The organism is Ruminococcus sp. J1101004sp1_RTP21198st1_B9_RTP21198_201120 (assembly GCF_040924245.1).
Taxonomy (GTDB): Bacteria; Bacillota; Clostridia; order Lachnospirales; family Lachnospiraceae; genus Blautia_A; species Blautia_A faecis.
In genome coordinates this window covers 1-17,758 of the sequence record NZ_JBCOMI010000037.1, presented here as the reverse complement: position 1 = coordinate 17,758, position 17,758 = coordinate 1, and the positions used below count along the sequence as shown (strand labels likewise).

Genomic DNA, 17,758 nt, shown 5'->3' with positions numbered 1-17,758 from the left:
TTCTTACCATCGTCCAAATCCATAGAAATGGCTCTGCCAGTATGGGGAATTGATGGACGTATACTGCACTGGATGTCCACAATGGATCATCTGACCATTGCCTACATAGATTCCGATATGCGTTACCGGCTCCCCTGCGTCGTAAGTTCCAGTAAAGAAAATCAAATCTCCCGGCTGTGCCTCCGACTGGGATACTGGTGTACAAATGTTGTACAGTCCCTGTGCTGTTAGTCTTCCTGTATTCCTTACACCAGAGTTTGTCAGACAGTAGCTTACAAATCCAGAACAATCGAATCCACTTGGGGAATATCCACCCCATACATATGGTGTTCCAAGATATCTCGCTGCTTCATTTAACAAACGCTGTGCTGCTTCACTGGTATATTCATTGCCGCCAAAGCCTGCTCCTTCTCCAGTTTCCAGATAAAAGATCGGGTTTAACCGCTCTCCATTTTTCAGAAGTTCAATATGAAGATGGCTTCCTGTGGAATTACCAGTATTTCCTACAAGACCTATCTCATCACCTTTCGTGACGGATGCTCCTGCAGATACACTCCGGCTGCTTAAATGTGCATACCGCAGTTCATAACCTTTTCTGTCTTTGATAATGACGTAATTTCCATAGCTGTCGTTATAAGCAGAAGTTGTAACTGTTCCGGTCAGTCCTGCCATCACTTTTGTTCCCTCCGGTGCTCCGATATCCATACCATTATGAAGCTGATTTGCTCCTGATATTGGATGAATCCTGTATCCATAATAGCTGGTCACACTGGAGTACCAGTTAAAATCAACCGGTGTCGCAAACATCTGTAAATTACCTTTCGTATCGTTATAGGCACTGAACAGTTCTTTCTGGAAAAATCCCAGCCTGTCCTGACAGATCGACATCAGATTTCCACTGTTTAAGGTGACATTCAGCACATCTACATCTCTTGTCCTGGTCACTTCCACTTCCTGGCTTCCATTATCATCTGCCAGATAGCATTCCCAGGTCTGATGCCCATGTGCGGATGCTGCCGCATGACTGTCATAATAGACATCAAACTGTACACCGTATCTTGCGAAAGCTCCGGTATCTTCTACCGTATATTCGACACCATTCATGACCACCTTTGTTCCCATTGGAACAAACGGATTGGAAGCATCTACTGCTAAGGTATGATTGGCTGTTGGATATGCTCCACTGGCAGTCGGTCCTCCGCTCCAAATACCACAACAGATTGGACAGTTACAATATCCGCTTGTTACAACCTGTCCCAAGGATTCTCCAACTCTTACTGTTGCTGTCTCTGTCACAGTCTCATTGACTGCTTCAGTAGTCAGATGATATTGCTCTGCAAACAATGCATCCAGTTCAGGCTTGACCTGTTCAAAAGTAAACTCCTCATACTTTGCTGACAGATAACTGATCAGGATAAACGGATCATGCTCAATAGGTCCGATGTTATATCGGTATTCCTCATGTCCCGGTTCTTCAGATTCCATGTTGTTGATCCGCTCCTGCAGATTAGCTTCCAGCTGTGTGTAATACAGTTCCGCTTCCCGGATTGCCTGATCCGATGACAGATAACTGGTTCCTGTGTAAGTGATCACATTTTGTAAAAACACTGCAGAGCAAGACGTGACATTCGTTATGATCAGAAACATCAATCCGATCAGAACTGCTACACTGATATACACCTTCCGGTTTTCTTTAAAGAAGTTGGTGACCTTACCGCCAATCTTCTTAATATAATCAATCGTACCTTTTGTAGCTGTTCCTACTGTCTGTTCACTTCGCTTAGCTTTGGCATAATCCCGTTTGATCTGTTGCTTCTGAATCTGTTTTTTCAGCTTCTTCTGCTCCTGATGGGCTGCCGCCAGTGTCTGTTTCTCTACCTGTCTCTCCAGTCTGCTTCTCTTTCTGGAAGCCCTCTGTTTCCTTCGTCTGGCACTTCTCTGTTCCAGCCGGTAAATACCTTCGCCGCCTTCTTCCAACTTATGGGCACCTTCTACCGCCGCATTATCGTCTTCATTTTTGCTGATCTCACGGTGCAATGCTACGGAAGTTGCACTTCCTGCTTTCTTGACAACAGAAGCTTTTTCTGTTTTCACAGATTCCCCTTCACCAAACTTCAAACGGGATTTTTTCTTTCCAGGAGATTCTCCTTCATTTGCCTGATAGACCTGTGCTTTCTTGGAATGCTGCTTTGCTTCCTTTTTCTTTCTTGCTTCTTCATAAGAAAACTTTTTGGCTTTTTCTTTCTGTTTCTGATGGTGGAAATTGACTCCATCCGTATCCATCTGGTTCAATTTCTCCATATCTTTGTCATTTTTCACAGAAGCACCAGTTTCCTCATAAGCAAACTTCAAACGTTGTTTTTGTTTAGGCTTTTTGCTGCCACCGGTCTGATTTCTCCGGCTGTCTCCCCTGTTTTCTGATAGATCAGCACGTTTATCTTTCAGTCTCCCTAACTGTCCGACTTCGGATTTTTCTGCAAGTCTGGATTCTTTTCCGACTTCAGCACGGATTCTTTTTCTATTTTGCTGTTTACTACTCTGTCCAAAATCCTCACTTTGCTTCTCTGTCCGTATCAGTTCCGGTGCATCTCTGGATTTTTGCACAGAGGGACGAATATTTTTCCCACTCCGTTCAGACTGGCGGGGAGACTTATCCACAAGGTTTTCTTCTTTTTCCCCCTGTTTTCTTCCCATCTGCACATCACTGGCACGGTTACTGACACGAACAGAAGATTTATCTGTCAGGTTTTCTTCCACCAGACCATCCTTGGTCATCTTTTGGACTTTCTTGTCCCTGACTTTCATTCTCTGTTCTGCCACTACTTACTCCTCCTTCTTCGGATACCCTTTCCCTGCCTGTAATAAGCAGAGAAAAGCGATGCCGAAAACAGCACCGCCACTAAAAGTTAATACATATGAAATTGCTCGTAACATTGTTTTCTCCTTTGATTTAACCTGCTTCGGAAGTCTCCTCTAAGCGGGTTGTCATGATTTTATAGAGGGAATTCTTCGGGAATCTGTCTACAAATGGGATAATGACATTTCCATAGAACAAAAGTCCTTCCCCCTCATTACTGTTGGTTACATAGGACAGCTGGGTTGGTGAGATATTCAGCTGCTTTGCCAGAATCTGCCTGTCTCCGGAAGCCTGGTTCAGCATATAAATAAAATCTGAATTTTCAAATATATTCTCTATCTCCCTGGAAGACAATAAATCTTTTATATTCTGGGTGATTCCAGTTGGAATACCACCCCATTTACGAAATCTCTTCCATATCTCCACACTATAAGCTGCGGTCTGCTCTTCCTTCAAAAGAAGATGGAACTCATCCACATAGTATCTGGTGGACTTATGAGCAGAACGGTTCATTGTTACCCTGTTCCAGACCTGATCCTGAATGACAAGCATCCCAATCTTTTTCAACTGCTTACCAAGTTCCTTGATATCAAAGCAGACAATGCGGTTATTGATGTCCACGTTTGTCTGATGGTTAAACACATTCAAAGAACCTGTAACATAGATTTCCAACGAAGTGGCCAGTCGCTGTGCTTCTGGCTCTTCCTGTTTTCTCAGAAGGTTATATAAATCCTCCAGGATTGGCATCTTCTCCGGTACTGGATCGGCAAGATATTCCTGATATACTAACCGCACACAACGGTCAATGATGGTCTTTTCTACCGGCTCCAGTCCATTCTTTCCTCCAACAATCAGCTCACACAAAGACAGAATAAAATCTGCTTTCAATGACAGTGGATTATCTTCCTCGGAATAGTTCAGGTTCAGATCCATTGGATTGATATACTGGTCAGATACTGGCGAAACCCGAACTACCTGCCCATGCAGTGCCTGCACAAGTGCCGAATATTCGGCTTCTGGATCACAGATAATGATATCGTCTTCCGTGATCAAAAAGCAGTTTGTAATTTCCCTCTTTGCTGAGAAAGACTTACCGGAACCTGGTGTACCAAGAATCAGTCCATTCGGGTTCTTCAAACGTTTCCGATCAACCATGATCATGTTGTTGGATAATGCATTCAATCCATAATAAAGAGCTTCCCCTTCCTGAAACAGTTCCTGTGTCGTAAATGGCACGAAGATCGCTGTTGAAGATGTGGTAAGCCCTCTCTGAATTTCAATCCGATTGACTCCCAGTGGAATACAGGACATGAGTGCTGCTTCCTGCTGATAATCCAGTTGTTTTAAAGAACAGTTATATTTCTGTGCAATTCCCTGCACCTGGAAAATATTGTTATCCAGTTTCTGACGCTTCCTTGCGGTATTCATCACCAGAACCGTTACAAGAAACATTCGTTCATTTCTGGACTGCAGATCTTCCAACAGGTTCTTCGCCTCTTCTCCATAAGTCACAAGGTCCGATGGAAGCACGTCCATATCATAACCGGAACGTACTGCCCGCTTCTGCTCTTCAATCTTCATCTTATCCAGATCTGAAATCTTGCTCTTGATCATCTTGATCGCAGAACTCTGGTCAATAGACTGGATATGAATGTTGACATTGATGCTGTCATCCACATCCAGGAAATCTGCAAGCATCCGGTCTGTAAGCTCCGGTGCCAGAATCTGCAGATAACTCACACTTCCCATCGTTCTTCCCATCAAAAATGTCTGATTCTTGGAAAAGTTAAAGGAAGTCGGTGCAATAAAATCTTTGGTCTTTAATCCTGTTTCTGGAAGCATCTTATACTGGAACTTAAATGGTTCAATCCGATCCTGGTTGAACACATGATACAGAATCTCCAGCCTTTCCAGACCATTCAGGGAATGCGCCTGTGCTCCCAAAACCTTAAAGTTATTTAAGATATCTGTTTCGATTCTTTCAAGCCTTGGTCTTGCCACCTTCAGGTTTTCTGCTTCGATTCCAAAAGTGATATACTTTGTCTTTACCAGACCATTATTTCCTTTGGAAAGCTGATTTTTCAGCATAGCACGGTACTCTTCACGAATGGCATTGAAGTCATCGTTCTGATCCGGAATATCAATACTTTTTTCAAATTCTGCCACATCCACCTGCTGATTGATAAAGGACAGCTGCACACTGATGGAAGAATCAAAGTAATTTAAGAAATCACAGTAATTTTCAAATATCGTGGTCTTATCCTCATTTAGAGCAAGCTGATAGTTGATGTCATAAAACTGAATCGTCTTGGAGAAAAAGGTCTTTGTCACCTGGCAGATACCATCCTGCAGCATCCGAATATACGGAATACTCTGCTGTGCAGTTGTAGGAATGTTTTTCTGTTTCCTACGATCCCGTTCCTGCTTCTTTCTACGCTTTTCCTGTTCTCTTTCTTTTCTGCTTTTTTTGTTTCTTCTTTCCTGACGGTTTCTTTTTTCCGCCAGGGACAGACGCTCCTGCTGAGCCTCCTGCTTTGTCTTTTTTGCCATCCGGCACACCCTCCTTTTTTACAAGGGTGGAAATCTCCTGATAAAAATTTTCTGTCTTATATGGTCTTACTGCCGGACAGATAAACTTCTGTCGAATGATATTTGCCACCACTTTTTCAAAGGGAAGACCGTCTTTTTCATACATTGCCATGAAGAAAAACGGAAGCATGATCGTTACCATCAGGATGGCTGCGATACTGGAACCGATTGGTTTTCTCATGACCAGATAAAACGGAATTCCCACAACTGCGGCAAGTGAAAAGAAAATCAGCTGCCGCTTTGTCAGATTTAACGCTACTTTTGTTTTGACCTTGGTAAGGTCTTTTGGTACTGGTACATACGCCATGGTATGCGCTCCTTTCCTGCCCGTTAATGGGCATTGAATATTGATTTGCTAAGGCTTCCGGTCTTGAATAATGAAAATGCAAGAATCACGGTATAAGCCGCTACTGAAAACATTGCTGCATGAAGGTCACTGGATATGGTCATTGCATTTACTAAAACTGCATAAATTCCCACACAGACCATCATGAAGAATCCCTGAAATGCCAGTGCGAACAAGCCTTTTAAATAGTTGTTTCCGATATTACCCCATTCCTTATTGGTCATGGTGGCAAACGGAATTGGTGCTATGGAAGTATAAAGGTAAATTTCTATCATTCTTCCGTACAAGATTACCGTAATGATAATTGACAGAATGTGCATGGTAACACTGATCAACATCGTTTCCATGGATAACAGGAACAAATCCCCTAACTCCATATCCTCCAGGGCATCCACAATCCGTGAAATTGCTTCTGTTGCATCCACCGCAGTGTTTCCTGATATCACCCCGGCTGCATTGTTGACTACATGCTGGCCAACATCAAAGACCGCCATCGTGATATTGAACGTATTTGTCACCAGATAAATGGCTACATACGCTTTGAAGATCCAGAGGAAAATGTTATAAGTCTCAAATTCATGGAAATTGTTTTTTTGTGTTACCATCGTGATCAATTCATAGCACAGGACAAAGGTGATGATCAGTCCCGCAATGGGGACAATCACCGTTTGGGATATATTCTGAATCAGATTAAAAATCCCTGCATTCCATCCCTGCGGTGTCTGTCCCACCTGCCCGGCTATGGTTCCCACCTGCTCATTGACAGACGTGAACATGTTATCCAAACTTGACTTAATAAGCCCGATCAGGATATCCTTTATCGCTTCCGTAATTCTCTCAATGATGGTGTTCATCTACCACTCCTCTTAAGAGAACAATGTTGCCAGCTGTGGAATCAGGGTAGTTCCCAGCAGCATGATTCCAGCACCAGCCATCAGCTGTTTTATGTCTTTTATGAGAAAATATTTGCTCGAAATGAGCCTTGAAAAGATTAAAATAGATTAAATTTTGATAGATTTTTCTTATTTATGGGAGCCGGAACCTCTTTCGATGGTTCCAAGCTCCGGTATTGGTTTTAAGTTGAAATGAATTTCCATTGTGACCGTTTCAGGAGTACGGCAGTAATTTTCTGTTCCGTCTTTCTCCTGCGGTTCTGAGATAACGATTTTACTGATCAGCCGGTTCAGAAGATTGGCATCCAGTTCTTTGATGTCCGCATACTCGCTAATATCGTCAATCCACTGCTGGGACTGTGCATCCAGTTTTTCTTCCGTATTCAGCACACTCTCATTCTGGAAAAGTTCCTTTTTGATATCTGTCTGCTCCTTCTGTGTCTTCTCCAGCATCTTATCAAAAACAGATTCTGTAATCTTGTCATTGATAAGGTCATCATACAGTTTTGCAATCAGCCGGTCTAACGTTTCCAGGCGGTCTTTCTGCTTTGATACCAGCTTCTCCAGACTTTCCCTGTGTCCCTGTGTATCTTCCTCGCATAACTCCTTTACCCGGTTTTCCAGTTCTGTTCCGTCTCCGGTAACTGCTTTTGCACATTCCTGGATTCTGGTAAGGACTGCATCATACAGGTCATCAGCGTCCACCCGGTGCTGGGTACAATGTGCTTTCCCCTTATGGATATAAGTGGAACAGGTATAAACTTCATGCTGGTCTTTGGTGTGCGTCTTCTTCAACGTCAACGCACCGCCACACTCTGCACAGCGGAGTAATCCGGCAAACATGCTGTATTCTCCCTGTTCTGTCTGGCGTTTCCTGCCTTTCATCTTTGCCTGTACCAGATCAAATACATCCTGCGGAATGATTGCTTCGTGGGTATCCCTGACTGTGATCCAGTCCTCCGGAGCTTTATCTCCCTGATTGCCAATCTTGAAACGGTAGTACCTTTTCTGGGAAGCCATGTCACCACAGTAAACGGGATTCATCAGCAGGGATTTCAGATAGGATTCATCCCATACATATTTCCCATTTTCCGGGTCTTTCTTTTCCCATTTTGTGTAATAGGTGCGGAGTCCCCGTTTCCGGTGCCACCATGACGGGCAGGGAATCTGCTGGCGTTCCAGTTCTCTGGATATAAAGTTAATCCCATGACCGTCCACCGCCCACTGGAAAATTTTCCGGACAATCGGTGCTGTCTCGTCGTCAATCAGGAGATGTCCCTTTTCCTCCGGGTCTTTCTGATATCCCAGTGGTGGAACAACACCTGTAAACTTTCCCTTGGTTGCCTGCAGGTGATAGGACGCATGGACTTTCTTGGAAATATCTCTGGAATACATCTCGTTCAGCACGTTCTTAAATGGGGCAATCTCATTGTCTCCGGCAAAGGTATCCACATTATCATATAATGCGATATACCTTACTCCATGCTTTGGGAAAAACTCCTCCATCAGAAATCCTGTCTGTACATGGTTTCGTCCCAGTCGGCTCTGGTCTTTGGTAATTACAAGATTCACCAGTCCTTTTTCACAGGCTTTGAGAAGTCTCTGCAAATCAGGTCGGTCTGTGTTCAATCCTGTATAACCATCGTCCTGAAACACATCCACCACCTGCCAGCCCTGTGACTGACAGTAATTCACCAGTATGTCTCTCTGGTTGGAGATGCTGGCACTCTCTCCGGTCAATTCGTCATCTTTGGAAAGTCGGCAGTATACACCAACTCTCCAGGTTGCATTTCTTTCTATATTGTTACTCATATATCTGTTGTTCATCTGATACCTCCGTTACTTTGCACATCCTACGCAGATTTCAGATTACTGAACTCATAATCATTATACTGCTTATCTTTCATTATTGCAAGTTTATCTTTTGTTTTCGTGTCACGTATTTTCTGTGCGATCACCTCTGCAAACACTTCTTTTGCGTCCTGATCACCGTCAAAATATACTCTGATGTTGATAATTTTCTTCTTCACTGCCATTGTAAAACCTCCATTTTTTGCAAAAAAAGAGCAGCTAATCCATTTTTACAGATTAACTGCCCAGACTGTTGGTTACATATATTAAAATTTTTGTATTAACATTTCAGAAATTGGGGATATAATAAAGACAGGGATAAATCCCTGTCAGATGAACTGCATATTTTAATTTTCCCATTGAAAACAAGAGGAATGTGTGGTACATTTGTTATAGGAAAAGCACCCACTCCAAAGTGGATGCCGCCTGAGTTGACTAAATGGTCTTACGACCACCGCCTATCCTGTTGGCAGACAGGATAGGCATTTTTATTTCCTCTTGTTCTTCCGATCAAGAAAGGCAATAATCGCAATTAACAGGCTACCAAAAGCGATCAGTAAACTGAGTACGCCTAAGAATATTGAGATAATCTCATAAGCTGTCATATCACGCACCTCCTTTCTTTCATCTCAGAACCCCGAAAGGCTCCGGTCTGTAAATATCAGGAGGCAGCCACACCCTGTCACAGGTGCTTCCCCGTAACATTGCTGTTACCGGATAATCATACCATTATATCCGCCATATTACAATTCATTTTTGTTCCAGATTCACAGCAATCCTTATTCTGTATGGATACCTGCTATTTCCGTTTGATTGCCTTGCACCGGCAGACGGCAGACGGCAGATAGGGTATCTATAAAGCCTGCCGTTCACTCCAAAATTCTGCCGTCACCCATTCTCCCTTGTTTTTTTAATCGAATGGTATTTTCCTGCTTTTCATTCATCCGATAATCCAGTTCTTCTTTCATCCGGCTTCTGGCTTCTCGCATGGTTCTCTGGGAGATTCCCTGTGCTTTTGCCTTTTCATCCAGTTCCCGGATTGTGACTGCATTTCCGTCTGCAAGCAGTTCATAGATCAGTTTCGTTCCCCGTTGCAGTTTTGTTTCTGTCGGCTTTCCTTCCTTTCCGTCCAGAAGATCATCTGCGGAAATCTCATAAGCTCCCACCCAGCGGAATCCTTCTTCATCTCCAAGTTTAAATGCCATCGTCTCACCTGGAGGTGCAAGAGAACTTTTCTCATGGATCAGTACTCTTGTTGTCGGGTCTTTCTTTACTTTCCCGATAAAAAGCAGGCTTCTCACCGCCGCCATGATATCAATAGAACCAAGTCCCCGGTAAGTACTCTGTGTCCCTGAAGATTTATTCAGATGTCCGATCAGCACAATCGCACAACCGGTCTTTTCAGCGATCATTCCCAGTTTCCGGAATACCGGACGGACTTCATTTGCCCGGTTCATATCCACATCGGCACCGATAAAAGCCTGTACCGGATCAATGATTAAAAGTCTGACCTGATTCTGACGGATTGCTTTTTCAATACGGTCATCGGATAACGTCAATGCTTCCTCTGTATCATCAATGACCATCACCCGACTCAGGTCTGCTCCTGCTTCCACCAGCCTCGGCTTAATCGTATCTCCCATACCGTCTTCTGCAGTCTGATAGATCACATTAAAAGGTTCAATCTCTTCCATGTTCGGGAAAGTCTTACGGTTCGTGCAGGCTGCGGTCAGCATCATGGCAAAATAAGTTTTTCCCTCTCCTGGATTGCCCTGAATAATCGTCAGTTTTCCAAATGGCAGATAGGGAAACCACAGCCATTCTACACTGGTCTGTTCAATGTCTTCATAACACAACATCGGCACCAGTTCTTCCTTCTCCGGTACTTTCATTGTAACTGTTTCAATGATTGATTTCTTCCTGTCTGCATTTTTATCACAGAGGATTTCATTCCAGTCCTTTCGGGACGGTTTCAGACGGATGACACTGTATCCGTCCGGGATTTCTATTGCCAATTTCTCACTGGCTTCATTCCCTGCATGGTCATTATCCAGGCACAGGAAAACCGAAGTAATCTGAGGGCGTTCAGAAAGAAAAGCCATCAGTGCCGCACTGGAAATGCCACCCAGACTCAGGTAGCTCCGCTTTTTCCAGTCTTTGGGAAATAATTGGATAAAAGAAAGCAGATCAATGGCTGCTTCAAACACAAACAACTGATTATCCGTCCCTCTGTGACAGAATCCGTAAGATTTATCAGATTCAGCCACATCTCCCCGGTATTTTGTTTCACCAGTTCCCCTGCAATGGGCATATCTTGGAATACCGTCTGCATCTCTGCCAACAAACACCACATTATGGTGCTTCTTTTCTTCATAAATATCCCCACTGCCGATCCATTCCTCCACCATATTCTTTTCAATCCCTCTGTTTTCTGTCAGATATCTGATGATTCTATCATTATTTTCCTCTTTCTCTGGTAATCGGAAGTCAGGGGACGGGGCGGGGCAGGTACTGTTCCTGCCTTCGCCTTCCTCCCCGGTTAGCATCTTGACAGCTTCCGGAAATGTGGCATTGTAAAATTCCATCACAAAATCCACCGGATAGCCACCCCTCCCCTGACTGTGCCTGTACCACCGGTTTCCGGATACCGTTACACTGTCATGCTTTTTCCAACGGTATTCCTTTCCGCTTTTCCCTAGTTGTTCTCCCTGTGCGCTCAGAAAAGAAACAAGATCTGTCTGATTTGCTCTTATAATTTGTTCTTCTGTATACTGCATTTTGCTCATCCTTTCCCGTCTGTCCTGCTGACAGACTGTTATAAACTCATGTCATAGTTTCGCTTTTTCTTCACTGCCTGTTGTTTTGCATCACGCTCTGCACACTCTTTCTTTTTTTCATCCAGTTTTCTCAGAAGAGAGGTCTTCTTTTCTGGATTCTGCTCCGACTGGTTCAACGGCTGTTGCTCTGCTTTCCCGTTTTCTTCAAGAATCTCTTTCGCCTGAACTGTGTAAAATGTCGGGAACTTCACCTGCTTCTCCCTTTTTTCTTCTGAACGCCCGGAAGTATCTGCTTCTGCCATTTCCCGGTCACGTCTGGCAATATCCGCACAGCTCTGTACCTTTTTCACAAAAGTTAGTTCCTCCTGGTACGGCTGATTATCTGCTTTCAGCTCTTCGATCCCCGCCTGAAGTTCTTCTTTCTCCCGTTTCCATCTGGCAGTTGGCACTTTTCCATTTTTATCCAGATGTTGTTTCAGTTCCCGTTCACATTTGCGGTAATAATTGATTTCTTTTTTATGCTGCTGATAATATCTCTCCCGTCTTTTCTGAAAATAGAAATGGTTATACTCATCAATCAATGGCTGATTTGTTTTTATTACCTCTGCCATCTTTTCCAGATTCTCAAGTTCCTTTAACTGTTTCCGCTTTTCAGAAATTTCTTTTTTACTGACAGAAACAACACCGTTCAGTTCCTCAATCCGTTCCTGCAAGTCATCCATCGTTTCTATCTGATGTGTCTGAAGATAACTGATGGATTTTGCAAACTCCTGTAAATTGGAGAGATTCTTACCTCTCTGTTTCATCTCCGCATAAAAATTGGGAAGTGGTGGTCTGCCCTGTGTCTTTTTATCATAATAATCCTGCAGGCTTTCCAGCAGTGTCGGGTTCTGCCTGCGATCCAGCTCTGCTTTCATTTCCTCATAAGCTGTCTTCATCCACTGAATGGATTCTTTCAGAGAAATAAACATCTGGTTAAACTGCCGGATTGCCCGGTTCAATTCTCCGATCACCGTTTTGATTCCCTTTTTCTCCATTGCCCGGACTTCATATCCCTCATGGATGGTCGGGATCAGGTCAATCCCCTGTTCTTTGTAGGAACGGTGGTCGATTCTGGATGCCATGTGGCACTCCCTGAATTTCCCATTTACTTTCTCTGTCCATGCCCGCCGCCATTCTTTTAAAAGCTCCGGATCATTCCATCCGGTAGTAGAAACAGCATTGAACATATCTTTTCCTTTGGTATCCTTCACCCGGTTTCCATCCTCATCAAGAATATATTCCCTTCTCTGCTTATTGCCCCAGATTCCTTCCTCTGTAAAAGGACGGATTGGGACAAGCACATGGAAATGGGGATTATCCGGTTCTTCTTCATTTTCCGCTTTTCCCTCATGGACTGCCAGATCCACGATCATGCCACGTGCCACAAACTGCTCCTGGCAGAACTCTTTTGCCAGTCTGATATTTTCCTCAAGTGTCAATTCATTCTGCAGTGCAATGTCAAACGAATAGGCAAGCTGTGCCTTGTTGTTCCGTTCCACATGCTCCACCTCGTTCCAGAGTGTTTCCCTGTCAGTCAGACGCTCTGGCACATACTCCGGTGTCAGGATTTCTGTAAATATCACACCTGACTTGCTCGTATAATCGTGTATCTTGTTGTAATAACTGTCAAAAATCCTCTGCCCGGAAATATAGGCTGCGGAAGCGACCACCATCTGCCCTTTCCCTCTGGATACATTCCTTACTGAAAAATGATACAGTGCCATTAACTGTCATCTCCCTTCTCTGTCTTTTTTACTGCTTCTGCAATCTGCTGTTGATCTTTGTGTAAGGCGGCTATATGAGCCTGCCGCACAATACTCTTGTTGTAACTGCTGTTCTGCAGTTGATTCATCATGTCCTGGACGTCTTCCTGTTCCAGATCTCTGGACAGCGGAAATACTTTCTCAAACTCTGCCCCTTTGACAATCAGCCGGTGGGAACGTTCCCTGCGTTCTACCAGCTTCTTCCGCTGCTCCAGAATGTTTTTGTGGTGAATTGCTGCCTCCAGTTCCTGTCTGCTCTTTTCCATGTTGGCCTTCAGTTCCTCCAATGACATGGATTCATACTTTGGATTTTTTGCTCTGCTCATTTTCTTGTACTCCTTCTTTTTTCTGTAAACAAAAAGAACCGGCTTATTCATGAATGCCGATTCCTGGGTATAAAAAACTGAGGTCGTTGTCCTGTGATTAGGAAATGCTGACCTCAGCGTTTTTGAAATATTTAATTGTTGCTCCTTGGAATGAAAGTCTTTGTCACCATTGTCGTATAAATTTAAACTCACATCCCATATCAGGATTTCTTTAATTCTTCCATATACAGTTCAGCTATATATGCCGGACCAGTGCACCACAGCTTTGTCTTCTCATCATACAGTGCTTTTCCTGTCTTTGAACACAAAAAATCTGTCAATACCTCGTTTCTGTCCTTGCCTGTCTCTTCTGCGATTTCATCTGTCACCATAGTGATCAGAAGGTCGATTGTATAATTCATTTTTTCCTTTGGAATTGTTACTTCAGCCATATCTTCTCACCTTTCACAAATTTCAGACACTCAATAGCTGCCTCAGTTTTAAAGCAGTATTGATCTTTCAATTTATTCGGCAGCAACTGTCTGATACAGAAATCGTCTGCTACTTTATCACCTGCAGTCCCAAAAGCACCCGCAAGATAAGCGGTAAGAGTAGCGTTTGTTGCATCATCCGCAATCTTTCCTGCAATGATATCATATTTTGCCATTTCACGTTCAACCTCAATAAACATTTTTTTCTTTCGGTGAGCGGCGATACAATGTAACCAGTCCACATCTGCATTTTCAAAAATATGCGTTTCAAGATTTTCTGAAAGTTTGAATTCAAAAGTTGAAATATATCCAAACTTCTGCCCCTCTTCAATTGTTCCGGTTGCGATGGCTTTGGCTATTGAGGTTCTCAGAAAACTTTCTGCCTGTTCCTTTGATGTGGTTAAATAAAATCCCTGTCCAAAATCTTTTCTCTTTGCACATTTGGCAAGATCTGGCTCTTTTACTTCACAATAACTTCCATGATAGAGAACAAATCCATCTTTTAACTCAAGCACTAATCTCTATCCCCTTTCTTTGCAAAAATTCAGTAATATCTTCAAGCACAGCTTCATCGCCTTCACAATGAAAAATCCCATAGCATTTTTCTATATATCCAAGAACATCGGCTTCTTTAAACAAGTGGATAATCTGTTCAACAGGTAAATGCCACTCTTCTGAAGCAAGCCGGATTAGTCTTGTTTGCATAAAAGTAATCTCTGTTTTCTCACTCATTATGAATCCTCCTCATTTTCTTAGTCAGTAAAACCGGAATTGTTGATTACCAAGGCATATTTCCAAATCGACTAATAAAAGTTACTGTTAGTCCGGTTTTATCAATCATTGCAAGTTTTACGATTGCGCCTGTACTGTTTGCTTTCCTCCGTCGACATTCAAATCTGTTGCCGTGGCACCTGGATCAGCGCAGTTCACCTCTTATGTCTTGGAGTCCTTTTGCATACTTCCAAAAGAACCCAGTCCGCTTGAAACATTTACGATAATAGTTTTATTTTTTCTCTCATTGTCATACAATGCACCTACTTCCCCAGAATTTATTTTACCACGTATTCTTCTGTTCGTCTGTCACCTGCATCGTATCTGCATTTACCAGATAAAAATCTACCAATTCGGTCTCGTAATTGCCATCCGGATATACTTTTTCTAACACCAGTTCTTCGCAGGAATTACCATCTGCATCTGTCTTGGAACCATTATCGTACAGACAGTATCTCACATTTACCGTATTACCGTTCTTTGTTTCCTGCGTTTCGCTGACGACAGCATAGACTTCTCCCTTTGCATTCGCCGTGTAACTGAACGCCATATTTTGAAGTGTATTCTGCTCCTGAAGGTAATTATAAACTGCCAGCATTGCATTTTGAATTGTCAGACCATCATGCTGCCCTTCTGTCTCGTAATCTTCTATGGTATTTCCACTCTGAATATCCTCTGAATCTGTTGAATTCTCTGTATCCAAATCCGGTAATTCTGTAGTATCCTCTTCTTGATTATCTTCTTCATCTATTGTATCCGAAGACCACCACAGACCATCCATACTCTGCATAACAAATGGATTATTGGTTCTGTATCTCCGTTCACCACCATAATCTTCCTGCACAGTTATATACGTATATTTGCTGTCACAACCAGTCACCGTTTCTGTTCCATCCATTCCGAACACTACACTCAGACCACTCATTCCAATAATCAAAAGTGCAAATATCGCAGCAGCTCCATAGACAATTATCAATGCCACTTTGTTTTTACCGAATTGTATGGATAATGCCTGGCAATTGTGTCTGTATAAACTCACGATCCCCCAGATCAAAAGAACCGCCAGACTGATTGTAATAACAGTAATCGATATTTCTGCGAAACGATATCTCACTTCATATCCCATATCACGTTTTATACCATACCACAATCCATAGAAGAAGGTACTATACGCAAGAACCAAAGTAATGATACTGATCCGTATCGGATGCTCTTTTTTATCCGGCACTGCCTTCTTCAGTGCCTCTGCCATCTGCGCTGCCGCTCTCTGCTCTATCCACATAGCAAGCTCTGCTTTTGACGGATATGTGCATTTAGTATCCGGAATCCCTGCGTAACACATCTGGCTCTCTTGAATCCCTGTCGCATCTCCTGCTGCCATTGCTGTAACCACTTTCAGGTAATAATACAACTTCAACTGTGCTGGATTGAATTTATCTATACGAATATCTGCCAGCTCCTGTGCAGCCCGTTCATAATTGCTAAGGAGTACACTCATCCGTGCCATAACCAAAAGCATCTGATTCGCTACAGCAGGGTAACGGTGATATTGCTTCTCATATAAATACCGTGCATACTCATGTCGTTCTTCCGGTGTTAACCGATAGGACTTCTTTCTATTCTGTGCCAGCATCGCAATTCGCAGACCATAAGCCAATTCCAAAATTGCAATCAGCTGGCAGATAAATGCACCAAATCCCCAGATATCCGTTGTATACCGCACATAGGTCACCAACACAATGCCTAGCATTGCCGGAATCACGATCAACCATTTTGTCCAACCTGATCTTCTCATAAAAATCTCCTGAATTGTTTTTCTGAATATAGTATATTACCGCACACACCAATCGACCATATACATATTGTGACGATGCTGTTACTTACCATAACAGTTGCTGTTTCTAAGGTCATCTATTTATAGCCTGAGAAATAACTGGTTTCCCATCTCTGTCCAACAATGGAGTCAGTCCACCTGAATACCCACATGCATGATATAAATAATTCACACCAGTTTCCTTATCCACCCATATCTCAGTAGTAGTTAATGCTCCCTGAGAATATATTTTTTCAAATCTCTCTTCTTTCGCCATTTTCAATTTCCTCCCATAATCAATTTTTCGGTTTTATAAAAAATGTTTCTCTGTTACTTTCTCGATTGTATCATAACATACAGTTCCATCTTCGGCAATCGTCGATTTTCTGATAAATCTCGAATGATGCTTTAATACTCCATAAGCATACCAGTCATGGTTGCAAAATACTTTGCAGAACTCTGCATAGCCATGTTCCTTACAGGTATCGAAATACAGACACCTGCTGATTTCATAAGTAAATCCACTATCATCATCCTGCAAAATTTCTGTCTCCCAACATACCTTTTTTTCGCCCTCCAGATCATCTTCCAGAGACTGTCTCACAATCTTATAGCCATTCGGCAATAAATCGACATGCTTTTTTCTCTTTTTCCGTTACCATATTTTCTCCCAACTTGCACACTAAGTCATAATTTTCCAAACACTAAAACTTGAATTTCTATTTCTGCTGCCATGCCATTACATAGTCTTTTTCTCCAGTAGCTTCATCCAAACCGCTATACTGAATCTCAAATCCTTCTCTTTGATAAAAGGATATTGCCCGTGTATTTTTTTGATATACATTTAAGATTAATTTGTTTCTTTTTCCCTTTACATAGTTTAGCAAAATTTTACCTATACCTTGAGATTGCATTTCGGCAGAAACAAAAATACCTTCAATGTATTCGTTACTTAACCCTATAAAACCCTGTATTTCCTGTTTATCCTCGTAAACATAGACAGTTGCCTGTAATAGAAGTTCTTTTACTAACTCAAAATTACTTTTCCAATATTGAGCAGAGATAAAATAATGTGTCTTTATATTTGTATCTAACCATATTTCTGCAACTTTATTTATATCCACTTTCCGTAATTCTCTAATCATAACGGTGATGCTCCTCAAACTCCGATTTTCTCAATTTTTCAGTCGAGTAGACTAAGACCTCTCAATCTTAGCCCCTCACAGATCCGTACGTGCGGCTTTCCCGCATACGGCTCCT

The 17,758-nt window shown here is 42.6% G+C and carries 18 protein-coding genes; all 18 read right to left on the bottom strand.

Translation table 11 applies throughout. The annotated features are described in order from the left end of the window. Positions 1-3 precede the first annotated feature (3 nt). Positions 4-2,775, bottom strand: a complete 2,772-nt coding sequence (locus AB5618_RS18475) for a CD1108 family mobile element protein (protein ID WP_368366967.1) — start codon at positions 2,773-2,775, stop codon at positions 4-6. Positions 2,776-2,950: 175 nt separating this feature from the next. Then, positions 2,951-5,407: a VirB4-like conjugal transfer ATPase, CD1110 family gene (locus AB5618_RS18470; protein ID WP_368366962.1), complete on the bottom strand. Its 2,457-nt coding sequence runs from the start codon at positions 5,405-5,407 to the stop codon at positions 2,951-2,953. Continuing rightward, complete coding sequence (locus AB5618_RS18465) at positions 5,289-5,753, bottom strand: PrgI family protein (RefSeq protein WP_005344185.1); 465 nt, start codon at positions 5,751-5,753, stop codon at positions 5,289-5,291. Before AB5618_RS18465 ends, AB5618_RS18470 begins: the two co-directional genes overlap by 119 nt. 23 nt (positions 5,754-5,776) lie before the next feature. Continuing rightward, on the bottom strand, positions 5,777-6,646 hold the full coding sequence (locus tag AB5618_RS18460; protein WP_015524554.1) for a VirB6/TrbL-like conjugal transfer protein, CD1112 family: 870 nt from the start codon (positions 6,644-6,646) through the stop codon (positions 5,777-5,779). 12 nt (positions 6,647-6,658) lie between these two features. Then, complete coding sequence (locus AB5618_RS18455; RefSeq protein ID WP_255626455.1) at positions 6,659-6,730, bottom strand: hypothetical protein; 72 nt, start codon at positions 6,728-6,730, stop codon at positions 6,659-6,661. An 84-nt stretch (positions 6,731-6,814) separates the two neighbouring features. Further along, complete coding sequence (locus tag AB5618_RS18450; protein ID WP_015521926.1) at positions 6,815-8,512, bottom strand: recombinase family protein; 1,698 nt, start codon at positions 8,510-8,512, stop codon at positions 6,815-6,817. A gap of 26 nt (positions 8,513-8,538) precedes the next feature. After that, positions 8,539-8,721 carry a hypothetical protein gene (locus AB5618_RS18445; RefSeq protein WP_015521925.1) on the bottom strand — a complete coding sequence of 61 codons (183 nt, stop codon included), beginning with the start codon at positions 8,719-8,721 and terminating at the stop codon, positions 8,539-8,541. A gap of 303 nt (positions 8,722-9,024) precedes the next feature. Continuing rightward, the gene (locus tag AB5618_RS18440; RefSeq protein ID WP_015543458.1) at positions 9,025-9,141 is read right to left on the bottom strand and encodes a putative holin-like toxin; all 117 of its coding nucleotides are present in this window, start codon (positions 9,139-9,141) and stop codon (positions 9,025-9,027) included. A gap of 264 nt (positions 9,142-9,405) precedes the next feature. After that, positions 9,406-11,313 (bottom strand): AAA family ATPase, encoded by a 1,908-nt coding sequence (locus AB5618_RS18435; protein WP_023843669.1) that lies wholly within the window; start codon positions 11,311-11,313, stop codon positions 9,406-9,408. Positions 11,314-11,351: 38 nt separating this feature from the next. Next, positions 11,352-13,079, bottom strand: a complete 1,728-nt coding sequence (mobQ, locus tag AB5618_RS18430) for a MobQ family relaxase (RefSeq protein ID WP_130096803.1) — start codon at positions 13,077-13,079, stop codon at positions 11,352-11,354. Beyond that, positions 13,079-13,444: a DUF3847 domain-containing protein gene (locus AB5618_RS18425; protein WP_015543456.1), complete on the bottom strand. Its 366-nt coding sequence runs from the start codon at positions 13,442-13,444 to the stop codon at positions 13,079-13,081. The genes mobQ and AB5618_RS18425 overlap by 1 nt, the downstream gene beginning before the upstream one ends. Positions 13,445-13,644: 200 nt before the next feature. Beyond that, a complete protein-coding gene (locus AB5618_RS18420) occupies positions 13,645-13,875 on the bottom strand; it encodes a hypothetical protein (RefSeq protein ID WP_003864582.1) in 231 nt (76 codons plus the stop codon). Continuing rightward, a complete protein-coding gene (locus AB5618_RS18415) occupies positions 13,863-14,429 on the bottom strand; it encodes a DUF3990 domain-containing protein (protein WP_020944841.1) in 567 nt (188 codons plus the stop codon). Before AB5618_RS18415 ends, AB5618_RS18420 begins: the two co-directional genes overlap by 13 nt. Beyond that, positions 14,422-14,646, bottom strand: coding sequence for a DUF3791 domain-containing protein (locus AB5618_RS18410; RefSeq protein ID WP_003864584.1), 225 nt, complete (start codon positions 14,644-14,646; stop codon positions 14,422-14,424). The genes AB5618_RS18415 and AB5618_RS18410 overlap by 8 nt, the downstream gene beginning before the upstream one ends. A gap of 322 nt (positions 14,647-14,968) precedes the next feature. Beyond that, complete coding sequence (locus AB5618_RS18405) at positions 14,969-16,480, bottom strand: hypothetical protein (protein ID WP_368366960.1); 1,512 nt, start codon at positions 16,478-16,480, stop codon at positions 14,969-14,971. 112 nt (positions 16,481-16,592) lie between these two features. After that, entirely contained in the window at positions 16,593-16,775 is a 183-nt protein-coding gene (locus tag AB5618_RS18400; RefSeq protein WP_003864586.1) for a DUF6440 family protein, read from the bottom strand. Between the two features lie 33 nt (positions 16,776-16,808). Continuing rightward, a complete protein-coding gene (locus AB5618_RS18395; protein WP_368366958.1) occupies positions 16,809-17,123 on the bottom strand; it encodes an L-2-amino-thiazoline-4-carboxylic acid hydrolase in 315 nt (104 codons plus the stop codon). Between the two features lie 94 nt (positions 17,124-17,217). Next, complete coding sequence (locus AB5618_RS18390; protein ID WP_003864588.1) at positions 17,218-17,643, bottom strand: N-acetyltransferase; 426 nt, start codon at positions 17,641-17,643, stop codon at positions 17,218-17,220. Between the last annotated feature and the right edge of the window lie 115 nt (positions 17,644-17,758).

Coding starts and splice junctions, on each gene's coding strand:
- mobQ (WP_130096803.1), bottom strand. CDS start 13,079: ATGGCACTGTATCATTTTTCAGTAAGGAATGTATCCAGAGGGAAAGGG.
- AB5618_RS18425 (WP_015543456.1), bottom strand. CDS start 13,444: ATGAGCAGAGCAAAAAATCCAAAGTATGAATCCATGTCATTGGAGGAA.
- AB5618_RS18400 (WP_003864586.1), bottom strand. CDS start 16,775: ATGGCGAAAGAAGAGAGATTTGAAAAAATATATTCTCAGGGAGCATTA.
- AB5618_RS18440 (WP_015543458.1), bottom strand. CDS start 9,141: ATGACAGCTTATGAGATTATCTCAATATTCTTAGGCGTACTCAGTTTA.
- AB5618_RS18475 (WP_368366967.1), bottom strand. CDS start 2,775: ATGACCAAGGATGGTCTGGTGGAAGAAAACCTGACAGATAAATCTTCT.
- AB5618_RS18410 (WP_003864584.1), bottom strand. CDS start 14,646: ATGAGTGAGAAAACAGAGATTACTTTTATGCAAACAAGACTAATCCGG.
- AB5618_RS18420 (WP_003864582.1), bottom strand. CDS start 13,875: ATGGCTGAAGTAACAATTCCAAAGGAAAAAATGAATTATACAATCGAC.
- AB5618_RS18450 (WP_015521926.1), bottom strand. CDS start 8,512: ATGAACAACAGATATATGAGTAACAATATAGAAAGAAATGCAACCTGG.
- AB5618_RS18405 (WP_368366960.1), bottom strand. CDS start 16,480: ATGAGAAGATCAGGTTGGACAAAATGGTTGATCGTGATTCCGGCAATG.
- AB5618_RS18445 (WP_015521925.1), bottom strand. CDS start 8,721: ATGGCAGTGAAGAAGAAAATTATCAACATCAGAGTATATTTTGACGGT.
- AB5618_RS18435 (WP_023843669.1), bottom strand. CDS start 11,313: ATGCAGTATACAGAAGAACAAATTATAAGAGCAAATCAGACAGATCTT.
- AB5618_RS18460 (WP_015524554.1), bottom strand. CDS start 6,646: ATGAACACCATCATTGAGAGAATTACGGAAGCGATAAAGGATATCCTG.
- AB5618_RS18390 (WP_003864588.1), bottom strand. CDS start 17,643: ATGATTAGAGAATTACGGAAAGTGGATATAAATAAAGTTGCAGAAATA.
- AB5618_RS18470 (WP_368366962.1), bottom strand. CDS start 5,407: ATGGCAAAAAAGACAAAGCAGGAGGCTCAGCAGGAGCGTCTGTCCCTG.
- AB5618_RS18465 (WP_005344185.1), bottom strand. CDS start 5,753: ATGGCGTATGTACCAGTACCAAAAGACCTTACCAAGGTCAAAACAAAA.